10 protein-coding genes are annotated in these 13,435 nt (G+C 52.7%); 6 read left to right on the forward strand and 4 right to left on the reverse strand.

Annotated features, from left to right (window positions below; all coding sequences use genetic code 11):
* Positions 1-315: 315 nt before the first annotated feature.
* From ACLQ3M_RS13950 to ACLQ3M_RS13965, 4 genes are all read left to right on the forward strand, one after another.
* A complete protein-coding gene (locus tag ACLQ3M_RS13950; protein WP_411678300.1) occupies positions 316-1,311 on the forward strand; it encodes a LacI family DNA-binding transcriptional regulator in 996 nt (331 codons plus the stop codon).
* Between the two features lie 218 nt (positions 1,312-1,529).
* On the forward strand, positions 1,530-7,280 hold the full coding sequence (locus ACLQ3M_RS13955) for a CehA/McbA family metallohydrolase (RefSeq protein ID WP_411678301.1): 5,751 nt from the start codon (positions 1,530-1,532) through the stop codon (positions 7,278-7,280).
* A gap of 103 nt (positions 7,281-7,383) precedes the next feature.
* The gene (locus tag ACLQ3M_RS13960; RefSeq protein WP_411678302.1) at positions 7,384-8,571 is read left to right on the forward strand and encodes a YibE/F family protein; all 1,188 of its coding nucleotides are present in this window, start codon (positions 7,384-7,386) and stop codon (positions 8,569-8,571) included.
* A gap of 362 nt (positions 8,572-8,933) precedes the next feature.
* Positions 8,934-9,977 (forward strand): zinc-binding alcohol dehydrogenase family protein, encoded by a 1,044-nt coding sequence (locus ACLQ3M_RS13965; protein WP_411678303.1) that lies wholly within the window; start codon positions 8,934-8,936, stop codon positions 9,975-9,977.
* A gap of 97 nt (positions 9,978-10,074) precedes the next feature.
* On the opposite strand, the gene ACLQ3M_RS13970 is transcribed toward ACLQ3M_RS13965, so the two are convergent.
* From ACLQ3M_RS13970 to ACLQ3M_RS13985, 4 genes are all read right to left on the reverse strand, one after another.
* Entirely contained in the window at positions 10,075-10,254 is a 180-nt protein-coding gene (locus ACLQ3M_RS13970; protein WP_066649737.1) for a YjfB family protein, read from the reverse strand.
* A gap of 27 nt (positions 10,255-10,281) precedes the next feature.
* The gene (locus tag ACLQ3M_RS13975; protein WP_411678304.1) at positions 10,282-10,626 is read right to left on the reverse strand and encodes a phenylpyruvate tautomerase MIF-related protein; all 345 of its coding nucleotides are present in this window, start codon (positions 10,624-10,626) and stop codon (positions 10,282-10,284) included.
* 185 nt (positions 10,627-10,811) lie between these two features.
* Positions 10,812-11,756 (reverse strand): hypothetical protein, encoded by a 945-nt coding sequence (locus ACLQ3M_RS13980; RefSeq protein WP_411678305.1) that lies wholly within the window; start codon positions 11,754-11,756, stop codon positions 10,812-10,814.
* Positions 11,757-11,758: 2 nt separating this feature from the next.
* On the reverse strand, positions 11,759-11,896 hold the full coding sequence (locus ACLQ3M_RS13985; RefSeq protein ID WP_411678306.1) for a hypothetical protein: 138 nt from the start codon (positions 11,894-11,896) through the stop codon (positions 11,759-11,761).
* A gap of 351 nt (positions 11,897-12,247) precedes the next feature.
* Here ACLQ3M_RS13985 and nifH point away from each other — a divergent pair, with 351 nt between their 5' ends.
* Together nifH and ACLQ3M_RS13995 are read left to right on the forward strand one after the other, a co-directional pair.
* Positions 12,248-13,072 (forward strand): nitrogenase iron protein, encoded by an 825-nt coding sequence (gene nifH / locus ACLQ3M_RS13990; protein ID WP_411678307.1) that lies wholly within the window; start codon positions 12,248-12,250, stop codon positions 13,070-13,072.
* Positions 13,073-13,105: 33 nt separating this feature from the next.
* Complete coding sequence (locus ACLQ3M_RS13995) at positions 13,106-13,432, forward strand: P-II family nitrogen regulator (RefSeq protein ID WP_411678308.1); 327 nt, start codon at positions 13,106-13,108, stop codon at positions 13,430-13,432.
* Positions 13,433-13,435 lie beyond the last annotated feature (3 nt).

Genomic DNA, 13,435 nt, shown 5'->3' on the forward strand with positions numbered 1-13,435 from the left:
TCTACGGTGGCGGCCAGCCCTCCGGCGAGGCGCACGCACGCATGAAAGAAGCCCTTGTCCAGCGCGGCATTTTCTCTTCCGCTTTAATGCGCCGTCCGGTTCTGCCTTTGACCGACGAGGAAAAAGCTTGGGTCAAAGAGGGCGTTGAAAAATGCGGCTGCGGTAAAGTCAGTCTCTGAGCAATATTCTTAACCCAATATTTATAGCTTTTGCCAATCCCCTCCCGATGTTTCATTGTCGGAGGGGATTTTTGTTGAATATGATCCGAAAAGATGTTACAATAAATACAAACGATTGCAGAAAGCAGGGATTGAAATGGCCACTTTAAAAGATGTCGCAAGGTTGGCCTGTGTCGATGTCAGCACAGCTTCAAGAGCACTGAACAATACTTCCTATGTCCATCCGGATACCAAGGCGAGGGTCTATGCAGCCGTAAAGAAGCTAAGCTATCATCCGAATCTGCTTGCAAAGGGATTGCGGCAGGGAAAACGGCACACGATTGGAGTGGTGGTTCCTACCATCAGTCTTTCGGTTTTTGCGGAATTAACTCAGGGGATCGAAATCGAAGCGCGTAAGCTCGGATATGAAACGGTTATCTGCAACACGATGGACGATCCTATCGCGGAAAAAGAGTGCCTGGACCGATTAAGGAACGGGTTTGAGGACGGCCTAATCATCGCCTCTACCGGAGAGAACAACCATCTGCTCCGCGACATCCGGGGAAGTGGGATTTCCATTGTTCAAGTGGTTCGGGATCAGAATAAACACATGAGCAGTGTCGTTACGGATTACCATGAAAGTGCGTATAAAGGCATCAAATATCTAGTCTCCAAGGGTTGCCGGCACATTGGCCTGATCAACGGTTCTAAGAAAATCATCCCGTATCTGGAGCGCTACAATGGATATCACGATGCGCTCGCAGAATTAGGATATGAAGAAAATGTAGCAAAGCCATCAGCACAGAAAAATTATTATCAGGACGGATATGACGGCACCAACCGCCTGCTTGATCAAAACCCGAATCTGGATGGAATTATGACTGCAACCGACGTACAGGGAATCGGCGTAATCCGCGCATTAAAGGAAAGGGGTGTTGCGTTCCCGGAGCAAGTAAAAATTATGAGCCTTACAGGGCACTGCATCGGCGGAATGCTGGAAACATCCATGACTTCTATAGAAATGCCTTCTTTTGAAATGGGGCAAAAGGCGACTCAGATTCTCGTCGATGAAATGAATGCCGACCCTGAATCAATACAATCAGTTCAACATATCGTTTATCATGCTTCCCTTGTTGAACGGGAGACAACATAACTTTACCGACAGCCGCCCCCCCTCGGCTTAATTCCGGAAATTCGCAAGATCAGGCGAAGGGCTTCCCCGCGATACTGCTTTTTGCAAAGAACCGTTTAAGAAGAAAGCATTGTGCGATTTTACACCGATCTTACATTTTTTGCCTGTCCTTTTAATATTCTTTTCGTAGAATAGATAAGAAAAATTATTTTCTTATTGGTAGAGAGGACGGGAAGCGAATGCAAAAATTATGGCGCAAACCGGTGTCACTGTTTTTGTCCATGGCACTGGTGCTCAGCGCGATCTCGGTTTCACCTGGGGTTTCGGCAAAAGCGGAAACAGAGACTCTGGCCTCGTGGAATATTTCCAGCAACCCCGCCGAGGCACCGTCAGAAGCAAAAATTTATGCGACGGACGGAGCTTTCAAGGATTCCGGTTTTTTATCGACAAACGTTGGCGGGAGCTGGGGCACCAGCACACAATATTTCCTTGCGGCAAGCGGATTTGACGGTGAGCCCGGTGCAAAATACTGGCAGATCAGTCTTCCGGACAAAGCGAAAAACTCCACCGGAATAGCAGTCTCAGCCAGCTTTCGGCGGTCCAAAACCGTTACCGCGAATTGGAAAGTTCAAAGTTCCAAAGACGGCGATTTCTTTGCCGATGTAGCGAACGGCGATTTCACCATCAACGCTACTTCGGGCGGCGTAAAAGCCATTACTTTCGGCAGCGGAGACACCGCATTGAGTTTGCCGGCCGGCACCGCCGCAATCCGTTTCACTCCCGCGGATAACGGCACGACCTCAAGCGGCGGAGTCTGCTATATCAACGACATTATCGTCACCGGCCAAACAGGAGGCGGCGACGGCGGTGACAGTACGGAAACCGTTGTGTTCACGCCGAGCAGCGCGCCGGACTCCAACGGCTTCGTGCCGGAGGGAACCACGGTAAAGCTTACCGCAACGACCGACGCTGCGATTTACTACGAGCTCAATCCCGGCAACAATAAACCGGGAGACGGAACAAAGTATCAGAACCCGATTACGATTCACGACACCACAACGATCCGCGCCTGGGTGGACGGAGGCCAAGAGCATCCGCAGACGCAGACGTTCCAAGTGGATCATGCATCCGTCCATACGATCGGGGACGCCAGAAAAGCCGGAAAAGGCCATACCGTTACCGTGACCGGCGTTGCGGCACACCCGTATAACAGCTCATCGTTGGGGCTGTACATACAGGATGCGGCCGGCGGCATTGAGCTGTTCGGCGACAGCGTCTTAAAGGATGCCGGAATCAAGCCCGGCGATACCGTGGAGGCCACTGGCAGCACGGATGTATACAATAACAATCTCGAGCTGAAAGTCACCAGTGTTAAAATTACGAAAACACCGGGCGACGTGCCGGCTGCAAAAGAAGTAACCATTGACAAAATCGGAGAATCCGTTGGCGGTATGCTGGTTAAAATTCCGGGCGCCATCGTTTCCGATCTGTCAGAGGACAAATACCATAACGCGAATCTCACTTTAACTCAGGATGAAAAAACGCTTTCCGCTAAAATGGACAGCCGGCGCGGCGACGGCTATTCCGCCGTTGCGGCCAAGGTTTCCAAGAGACAAGCGGCGGATTTCACCGGAATCCTGGAAGGCTATAACGGCGCCTACACCCTGCAGCTGCTCAGCGCGAACGGCATCACCAATGTTAAAGACTCCACGCCGGAAACTCCGCAGGCCGCCTCCGTAACCGCGGACCCCGGCAGCAGTGTAAACGCCAAGGTCGGCGATACGGTCAAGCTTTCCTGCGCGACCGCAGACGCGAAAATCTATTATACGCTGGATCCGTCTGCAACAGATGACAAATATCAGCTTTACGACACAAACACACCGATTACGCTGACAGCTTTGCCGGCCACCCTGACGGTGTACGCGGCAAAGGACGGTCTCAAGAACAGTGAAAAGTCCGTCTTTACTTACCGGGAAAAATTCACAGGAACCTATCATATCTACTTCGGCCAGTTGCATTCCCACACGACGCTTTCCGACGGTGTGGGCAGTATTACACAGGCCTATGACCATGCTTCTAAAGCCAAAAACCTGGATTTTGAGGCTGTCACGGATCATTCGAACTATTTTGAAACAGCATCCGAAGCCCAGGCGCACAAAAATACGATTCTGGACGGCTCCGGCAGCGAGAACTGGAAAGAAGGCCATGCCGCCGCAAAGGCGATTACGGATGAAAAAATTCCAAACTCGGATAGCGCCGACGACCCCGGCTCCACCTTTCTCGGCGTTTACGGGTATGAAATGACCTGGAGCGACGGCTCCGGCCACATCAACACCTTTGACACGCCGGGCTTTGAAGACAGGCAGAACCCAACCTACTGCAATAAAAAGCAGTCGGCATCCAACCCGGCCGGCCTGGACGCGTACTATAAAACCCTGACCAGCGTACCCGATTCGATTTCTCAATTTAACCATCCGGGGACCACATTCGGTGATTTCTACGATTTTGCCGACTTCAGTCCTTCGTACGACAAGCAGATCAATATGATCGAGGTCGGCAACGGCGAGGGGCCGATTCGCGGAGTCGGGTATTTCCCCTCCTATGAATACTACACCCGAGCGTTGGATAAAGGCTGGCATGTGGCTCCGACCAACAATCAGGATAACCACAAGGGCAACTGGGGCGACTCCAATACGGCCCGCAGCGTGATCCTGGCCCAAAGCCTAACGGAGGAAAACCTGTACGACGCGCTGCGCAACCGCCGTGTGTACGCGACGGAGGACAATGACCTGAGCATTTATTACACGGTTGACAGCGCGGTCATGGGCAGCGAAATTTCGGTGAAAAAGGGTGAAAACCTGTCCATTCACGCCGATCTTTCCGACCCAACCGACAAGAGCATCGGCACGGTCGAAGTCATCGTGAACGGCGGCCGTGTCGCAGCGACAAAAAAGATAAGCTCCAGCAAAGCCTCGGTTGATTTTTCCATTCCGAACAGCTACTCCTACTACTATCTGCGCGTAACCGAAGCGGATAAAGACATCGCCGTCACCGCCCCCGTTTGGACCGGAGAAGTCGATAAGGCCGGCATCGCCTCCGTTTCGGCGGACACAGACCTGCCGATCAAGGGCGAACCGGTCAACATTACAGCATCTCTCTTCAACAACGAGACCTCCCCCCTGACGATTGATTCTCTGGAGTACAAGGTTGGCGACGAGGTAATTCGAACCGTGAGCGGCAACGACTTAAGCGGAGGAGGAACCCTCGATTCGCTTGGGACAAAGAACGATTCGTTCCGCTATACGCCAAACTCGGCGGGAAGCACAACCATTCACGTCACCTTAAAGGGAACGCTTGGCGGAGCCCCTAAAACCTACACGAACGCGTTACAGATGCAGGTGGCGGACCCGGGTGCCGTGACAAAAGTCATCATTGACGGCACTCATTTCAACGACTATGTCACCGGATATTACAGCCAGAGCATGGGAAATGTGACAAAAATTGCAGCGGACGACGGAACCCAGATCAAAGTTGTCGCCGACCGGATTACCCCGGAGATGCTGAAAGGCACGCAGCTGCTGGTCATTTCCGCTCCGGCCAAAAGCAGCGGTACCAGCAAGGCCGGCGACGCCTACAAGCCGCAAACCTTCAGCGACGATTTCATCCGGATGGTGAAAGAGTATGTACAAAACGGCGGAACCGCCGTGGTCTGCGGCCTGTCCGATTATTCCGACGGCCCAAACGATCCGTATACTTCCGCTTCGCAGATGAACACTCTGCTGAAAGGCATCGGGGCGACAAGCACCATTTCCAACGATGAAGTGGTCGATCAGGATCAAAACGGCGGTCAGGTTTATCGCCTTTATTTCCAAAATTTCAACACGGATTCCCCCTACATGAAAGACGTTTCTCCCGACCAGAAATACAGCTTTTACAGCGGTTGTTCGGTAAACGCGGGCAAAGACGCCACACAGCTGGTTGATGGATTTGACACGACCTATTCCATCAATTCGCGGGCATCGGACAGCACCTACGAATCCGGAATCCCCGTTTCCTCTCCCACAGCCGTCTATGAGGAAAGCAACGCGGTGAAAAAGAAGGGAAGCGTCTGCGCGCTGGCGGAAGAACCGGTTGGAAACGGCAAGGTCTTGATTGCCGGCACCGTATTTCTTTCTGATTTTGAAGTAAAAGTGGATAAGGACAATTACGAGGACCTTGATTATGCGAATAAAACCATCTTCCGTAACGTTCTGGATTCCGTCAAAACCGACATTCCAACCACTTCCATCGCGGACGTAAGGGCAGCCGGCGAGACTGGGGCCGTCTATGCTGTGGAGGGGACCGTGACGGCCGGCAGCGAAGCGCCGAACGCCTTTACGGACACCGTCTACCTTCAGGATTCGACCGGCGGAATCGATATTTACCCCATTGCCAACGGCAGCGGAATCAAAGTGGGCCAGAAGCTGCGTGTCGTCGGCCATGTCGATTCGTATCAGGGCGACAAGGAATTAAAAATCGGCAGCGGCGTCGAGGGTTATGGAGTGATCGACACAGCGGAAAAGCCCGTCTCTCCCGTTTCCCTCAGCGTGGCGGACGCCGCCGATTATAGCACCCGCGGAGGCAGCCTGGTGAAAGTGACCGGAACAGTTTCCGATATAAAAGAGCTCGGCGGAGTGGTTCAAAGCTTCACCCTGAATTCCGGTTCCGGCAAAATCCGTATTCTGATCAACGGCTACATCTCGCCGGACGTCGACCTCAGCGGTCTGGTCAAAGAAAATGCCGCCGTCAGCGCGGTCGGCCTGGTCTATATGGACCCGGACGGCGTCTGCCTGCGCGTTCGCGACCGTAATGAAATCACGCCGGCCGGCAGTACGGACGGCGGAGGCACCGACCATCATCACCATTCCGACGACGATTCCTCCCCGAAAAAGGATACCGTCGTTTCCTCCGCGACAAATTCGACGGTTGCCACTTCCACGGTTGGCGGAAAAACCGTCGCGACGGTTACCGGCAGACCGGATTCCGCCCCCGTCGTCAGCGGGAACCGCGCGGATATCACCATCACCGTACCGTCTTCCATAACATCGGAAATCTCCGGTGCTACGCCGCAGCATCCGGCGCTTATCAGGATCGTGCCGTCTTCGGCGGATCTCGTTCCCCAGTTCGACGGCAGTGCCGTAAAAACGGTCGGGATCAGCATCCGCATTCCCTCCGAAATACTGACGGGTAAAAACGCCGGCCTGTCTCTCTGCCTTCCCAAGGAGGTTTTGAGCAAAGCGAAATCCGCCCTGAAAAACATCGTCCTGTCTGTGGAGGACGCCGGCGGAAAGGAACTGTATCGCTGGGAGTTCACAGGGTCCGCTCTGAGCGCTTCTCCGGTTTCTCCCGCCGCGAACCTTGACCTTGCCGTAAACCTTGGGCCTGCGGAATCCGGTTCGGCAGAGGCAAAGATTATATCCGACAACGCACCCGGCGGGATCGGCGTCGTTCTGAAATTCGGCGAAAACGGCCTTCTCCCCGCCCCGGCCAATGTTCATCTCTACGTCGGCGGCCAGCAGGGAATCCGGCCGAATTCCACCGTCAACCTGTATTACTTCAATCCTCAGGCGAATGTCCTGGAAGCGCTGCCGGACGGGGAATACACGGTGGATGCGAACGGTTCTGTCACAATCCGGATCGTTCACTGCTCCGAATATATTCTGATGCCCGGCGCGGCCGCGAATTCTTATCCGGTTCAGACCGACACGACCTATCCGGTGGGCCTGAAGCAGGGCGAAAGCTATACATTCGCAGTAACCGCTTCGAACGGCACGTCGCCCGCCTTGAATGTGGGCGACGGCTCCGTGTTCACCGCATCGGTCAGACGGAAAAATGGCGTCTGTTATGTCACGGTAAAGGCCGTCGGCAAACCCGGTGAAGCCACCGCCCTGTACAGTACGCTGAACGGGAAAAATCCTGTCGCGCTGTGCTACCTTTTCGTGAAGGGTTAATTTGTAATTTTAAAAACAGTCCGGTCAAAGAACGACAGGAAGCCGTCCGCTGGGGCACAGCCGGGCGGTTTCCATTTTTCCGCACGGAAGAGTGAGAGAAAATATGAAAAAAAGCATCCGGTCTTTCCTTATAATCCGGGAACCAAAGAAAACGTTATGCCTGCGCGCTGTCGTCATTCTGGTGTTCCTCATCGCCGCTGCGGGGCTGATCGCCGCATTCGGCGGGTTCCATCCCCTGACACTGTACGGGCAGGGCGGCGATTCGGATTACGTCTCCGCCAAAGTGCTTGAAATTTCAGAAGACAGCACTTCGCCCGACCCCGCCTCCGGAGGCCGGAGGGTCGGCGAGCAACAGCTGAAAATTCAGATTCTTCAGGGGCCGCACAAGGGCGAAGTAATGAAAACGCCCAATTATCTGAGCGCGCTCCACAATGTTTACGCACACCAGGGCTCCCGCATCGTTGTGCGAATCGATACCCAGAAAAACGGCAGCTATACGGCTTCCGTATACAACTACGACCGCTCCGCCGTACTTCTGGGAGTCACGGCTTTTTTCCTCCTGCTGCTCTGCGTCGCCGGAGGAAAAAGGGGAGTCCGGTCCATGTTTGGGCTTCTCTTTACCATGGGCTGCGTCTTCTTTCTTCTGATTCCCATGATTTTGAATGCCGTTTCCCCCGTGCTGGCCGCAGTTGTGATTGCTTTGCTGACTTCTCCGGTCTGCTTTCTTCTGCTTGCCGGATGGAATGGGAAAACGGTCTCCGCCATGCTTGGTACGGTGGCCGGCGTCACGTTTTCCGGCCTGTTTTCGGCAGCCGCCGGGGTGGCCGCCGGCATGAACGGTTTCAATATGCAGGAAGCGGAATCACTCCTGCTGCAAACAGGGAAATCCCACATTCAGATTGACGGGCTTCTGGTTGCCGGAATCATCGTATCCTCGCTGGGCGCCGTGATGGATATAGCAATTTCCATCGCTTCGGCGGTTAGCGAGCTGCACGCGGCAAATCCTAAAATGGGGCCGGGGAAACTGTTCCGCTCCGGACTGAGCATCGGCCGCGATGCAATGGGAACCATGGCGAACACGCTGATCCTCGCATTCACCGGTTCCTCCCTGAATCTGCTGGTGTTGATCGGGTCCTACGGCATTCCGTTTTCACAGCTGATCAGCACCGATTTGATCGGGGTGGAACTGCTTCAAAGCATTGCCGGATGTATTGGAATTATTCTGACGGTCCCGCTGGTTGCTCTCATTAGTTCCCGCGTAGAGCTGCTTGCAAATCCCGGTTCTGTTTGAGTAGAAAACGCCGGCCGCCATTCATATGCTCTTCTTACGCGGCGCCCCGATGAATTTCTTGGGGCAAGATATTCCGCCGCACAGCCCGCGCTCTGAAACGGGCGCCTTACGGTAAACCGCTGAAAAGGATGAATTTCCAACAGCAAAATACAGAAGCGATCGTCCCGGAAAGAACAATGCGCTTTAAAAGGGCTTTAAAAGCCCTTTTAAAGCGCATTTATTGTGTACTGATTTCTTTCGGCGCGGCCGATCGCGAATCACAATTGTGCATCTGTCACAAAGCATTCCCTTGACAATCCGTAAAATATAACCTATGATACCAATAGATTTGTCCACTCGGATACGAAAAGGAAGGAAAGCTTTTGAAGTATTTGTCCATACGGCAGCCGTATGAAATTATAGTCGGCGAAGGATCTTTCCCCTCTTTTCGCCCGGAAGAGGGAGAAGTTCTCTTAAAGATGCTCTACGGCGGGATTTGCGGAAGCGATTTAAGTACATACCGCGGCATCATGGCCTATGCCTCCTATCCCCGCATCCCCGGGCATGAGTTCTCTGCGGAAATCGTGGAGATCGGCCCAAACGAAAGGGGGCTAAAGCCGGGAATGGTGGTAACGGCGAATCCCTACTTTAACTGCGGCCATTGCTATTCCTGCCGAAGAGGATTGGTAAACTGCTGTGAAACCAACGAAACGATGGGCGTGCAGAGAGACGGTTCCTTCAGGGAATATTTCACCATGCCTGCCGACCGGCTGTTCGACGGCGAGGGAATCCCTCCTCGGCAGCTGGCTCTGATCGAACCGTTCAGCATTGGGTATCACGGTGTCAAAAGAGCGGATGTGAAATCCGGTGATAAAGTTCTTGTTGTCGGCGCCGGGACAATCGGAGTTTTGGCGGCCGTGTCCGCCCTTTTGATGGGTGGAGAAGTGTATTTAAGCGATATTGATCCGGCTAAACTTGAGTATGTGAACACCAATTTCGATTTTGCGGGAACCTTGCTGAACGACAGCAGCGAACATTTTCAGGAGCAGGTTCGCTCCATTACAAATCATAACGGGTTCGACGTTACTGTGGAAGCGGTGGGACAGCCTTCTACCTTTCAAAACTGTGTCGACGCCGCCGCATATGGCGGAAGGGTCGTACAGATTGGGGTAGGCAAAAAGAGTCTGGAATTCAATTTTACTGTGATTCAGAAAAAAGAACTGAATATTTTCGGGTCACGAAACGCGCGAAACGATGATTTCCGGCACCTGATTCGCGCGGTCGGCGACGGAAAATTGAATATTGAACGGGTCATAACGAACGTTTACGACTTTACCAGAGCTGCCGACGCGTTTTCTGATTTTGACAGGAACACCGGGAAAATGATGAAGGTTTTACTGAAATTTTGCGATGAAAGCAGCCATTGAAACTTTAACATCAGACCCCATGTGCGGCAAACCGCCGCCCGGATAAAATCCCGGGCGGCGGTTTTGCATGCGTATTCCCTTTGCGGCTGCTCTGTGTTCAGACCAGCATATCCAGAATGTGGTTCGAAGGGGCACTTTCCTGCATGCTCTGAATCAGTGAAATTCCCTCCGTCTGTTCCATGTCAAGGGTTTTCCTGAGTACGGTGGTCCCGACTGCCTGTTGGGTATTCGCCATGCTCATTGCCATACTGGCGTCTGCGATGCTACCGACATCCATAACCGATTCTCCTTTCTAAGGGGCAATTTAAAAATTACCGCCGTTCCAGCCCCAGTGCTGAACTTCCTCGTATTTTACATAGATGCGTTTGGCGCTGACGCCGAGTTCCCTGCCCAGAATTTTTGTAATTTCAGCCGTCAGAGCATCATAAGCCGAATCCGGCGCCTTGCCGAAAATCTTTACTTCGACGAAAGCGGCTGGTTCCTGACTGTTCCCCTGAAACGCAATGCGGCAGTTGTCTTCAAAGGTCAGCATCAGCCAGCTTTCCGATTTTCCGGGAATCAGCGCAATCACATTTCCCAGTTCTTTTTTCAAGGTCTCTTCTTTTTCAGGTGAAATGCCCACGTTTACTTTTGTCTGGATGCAAGGCATGTTTGGATTCACTTCCCATCTTTTTCCTTCATTGTATCACACCGAAAAGGATACGGCAAGTTTTCAACAAGCAATCTTCCCGCCGCGTATCTGAAATTCCGTTTATTTTCCGGCATACGGATCTGGACAGAATCGAGTTCATCCGTCAGCCCGGTCAGCCTGCGGTCACACATGGAAGCTAGGAGCTAACCCCCGCATCCGCTGCAACCGGAGCAAGGCGAAAATCCCGCGACGTACGGGACACGCAGAATCGTAAAAGCACATTCCGTAAGAGAATACCGATGCACCTTTTCGCAGGTCAGCCGAACACACCCGTCCTGAAACTCGACCTGAACCGGCAGGGTCACGGTTGTCTCATCATCAAGCGGATTTGTCTTTTTTAAAGGCAGAATCGTTTCGAGCCGTGCATCCGGCAGTTGAACGATGATCTCATCCGTTACCGTCGAAAGTCTCGCAACGGTTCCGCCGGGTTCCAGACAAAGGGAATTGCGGTCGGCGGTTACAACAACCGGATTACTGTCGAAAGCGTGCAGGACACCGATCGGTGTGGTAACAGGCGTTGGTTCCGCCGGCTCCATTGATTGCAGCCTGCCGTCTTCATACAGAGAAAATCCGCCGCGTATTTTTACCTTTCCTAAAGGCGTCTGCAAGGTGATCCTTTCACAGGGAAACAGCGTAATGCTCTGTATACTGCCGCCCGGATAAAAGTGAATACTGATCATTTTTGCGGAAAATTCTCCGAAGTCAAAAGAAAAGTGAAGAGGCGCCGCTAGCTTTTCTTCATCCGCCTCCGACCAAAACCCGGAAATCTTCCCGTTCAACGGAAAAACGCGGCAGACGGAACCGTCCTCATAAAATGTGACCAGCTCGGCTGGAAATTCTCCGATTGGGGAAATGATTCCGGTCTGCTTCTCCAAAACGACCCTCTTGATCGCTCCGTCAGGGTAAAACCCGACCGCCTTTCCGTATTTTCTTCTGACATTTTCCGGACCAAAGCGCGGAACCAGAGTTCCGCAGCCGGTTTTCAGCTGGTTTTCGCACCCAAAACTGCAGCTTTTCAATGTTCCGTCGCCGTAAAACTCTTCCTCAAAGCAGCCGGCCAGACGGCCGTAACGAGTATCTATTTCCATATTCAGCTCCTCCTTCCCCACAGGTCGCCGGCTCCACCGTGCCCCGTTCCGTCCCGCGGACGGGCGGTTTCACGGAGACAGGATAGAGACTTTGCCGCGATTTCTCCCCTACGGTTCAAAACAATCGAAATTGAACTCATCTGATTCGCCTCCTAATTTGCAGTTTTTAGTATTAAATTATTCATACGGTCACTTTTTGATCAGATCATTTTCCGATATCGCGATATGATTAATTCATCTCAATCAATATAACAATAGTGCTTTCCCTTCTAATAGTCAAGGATTCCCGCATAATATTATGATCTTTAGAACTATTATCCAAATTATAGAAAAATTGTCAGGCATTCTCTATGATTTGATGTATTGCTGAAAAAAGAATAATTAGATATACTTTTATGCAACAAGTCACAGGATCAACTCCGAATTTTCGCCCCGGAACACTTTGCCGGCCGGAGTTCGGACGCGAACAGAAGCGTTAGGAGGCTGTCACTATGCGACAAGTTGCCATTTACGGAAAAGGCGGAATCGGAAAATCCACAACGACGCAGAACCTGAACGCGGGGTTGGCGGAAATGGGAAAGCACATCATGATCGTCGGCTGCGACCCGAAGGCAGATTCGACCCGGCTGATTCTCGGGGGGCTGGCGCAGCAGACCGTCCTCGACACGCTCCGGGAGGAGGGCGAGGACATCGACCTGGACTATGTGATGAAAACCGGATACGGCGGAATCAAGTGTGTCGAATCCGGCGGGCCGGAGCCGGGTGTCGGGTGCGCGGGAAGAGGGATTATCACCTCCATTGGATTGCTGGAACGGCTGGGGGCCTATACTCCGGACCTTGACTATGTGTTTTACGACGTTTTGGGCGACGTTGTGTGCGGCGGGTTTGCCATGCCGATCCGCGAAGGAAAGGCGCAGGAAATTTATATTGTGGCCAGCGGAGAAATGATGGCGCTTTACGCCGCGAACAACATTTCAAAAGGGATTCAAAAATATGCCTCCACCGGCGGCGTGCGGCTCGGGGGGATCATCTGCAACAGCCGCAAAGTGGACGGAGAAGCGGAACTGGTGGAGGCTTTCGCCAAAGAGCTGGGCACGCAGATGATTCATTTCGTACCGCGCGACAATATGGTTCAGCGGGCGGAAATTAATAAAAAGACGGTGATTGATTACGCGCCCGAGTCCGACCAGGCCGCCGTTTACCGGGAACTTGCCAGGAAAATCGACGGCAACGATATGTTTGTCATTCCGAAGCCGCTCAAGCAGGAACGCCTGGAACAGATCTTAATGGATCACGGAATGCTGGATATCGCATAAGACCGGCCGCGAGACGGAGAGGAGGATTTTAAAATGGTTTTAGTCAGGGCAATCATCCGACCGGAGAAAATGGGGACTGTACTGTCAGAATTGATGGCCGCGGGATTTCCGGCAATCACAAAAATGGATGTCTACGGCAGGGGCAAACAAAGAGGGATTACAGTGGAAGACGTGCATTATGACGAAATTCCGAAGGAGATGCTTCTGGCCGTCGTCCGTGACGAAGACAAAGACGATGTGGTCAAGGTCATTCTGCGAAACGCGCGTACCGGAACAAAAGGAACGTTCGGCGACGGAAGAATCTTTATTTCTCCCGTGGAAGAGGCTTTTACCATCAGTACCGGAAAGGCCGGTCTGTAAGGA

This window comes from Caproicibacter sp., assembly GCF_046707225.1.
GTDB lineage: Bacteria > Bacillota > Clostridia > Oscillospirales > Acutalibacteraceae > Caproicibacter.

Bases quoted from the DNA above. Each gene is read 5' to 3' on its own strand.
- nifH (WP_411678307.1), top strand. From the start codon at position 12,248: ATGCGACAAGTTGCCATTTACGGAAAAGGCGGAATCGGAAAATCCACA.
- ACLQ3M_RS13980 (WP_411678305.1), bottom strand. From the start codon at position 11,756: ATGGAAATAGATACTCGTTACGGCCGTCTGGCCGGCTGCTTTGAGGAA.
- ACLQ3M_RS13970 (WP_066649737.1), bottom strand. From the start codon at position 10,254: ATGGATGTCGGTAGCATCGCAGACGCCAGTATGGCAATGAGCATGGCG.
- ACLQ3M_RS13950 (WP_411678300.1), top strand. From the start codon at position 316: ATGGCCACTTTAAAAGATGTCGCAAGGTTGGCCTGTGTCGATGTCAGC.
- ACLQ3M_RS13985 (WP_411678306.1), bottom strand. From the start codon at position 11,896: ATGAGTTCAATTTCGATTGTTTTGAACCGTAGGGGAGAAATCGCGGCA.
- ACLQ3M_RS13955 (WP_411678301.1), top strand. From the start codon at position 1,530: ATGCAAAAATTATGGCGCAAACCGGTGTCACTGTTTTTGTCCATGGCA.
- ACLQ3M_RS13975 (WP_411678304.1), bottom strand. From the start codon at position 10,626: ATGCCTTGCATCCAGACAAAAGTAAACGTGGGCATTTCACCTGAAAAA.
- ACLQ3M_RS13960 (WP_411678302.1), top strand. From the start codon at position 7,384: ATGAAAAAAAGCATCCGGTCTTTCCTTATAATCCGGGAACCAAAGAAA.
- ACLQ3M_RS13995 (WP_411678308.1), top strand. From the start codon at position 13,106: ATGGTTTTAGTCAGGGCAATCATCCGACCGGAGAAAATGGGGACTGTA.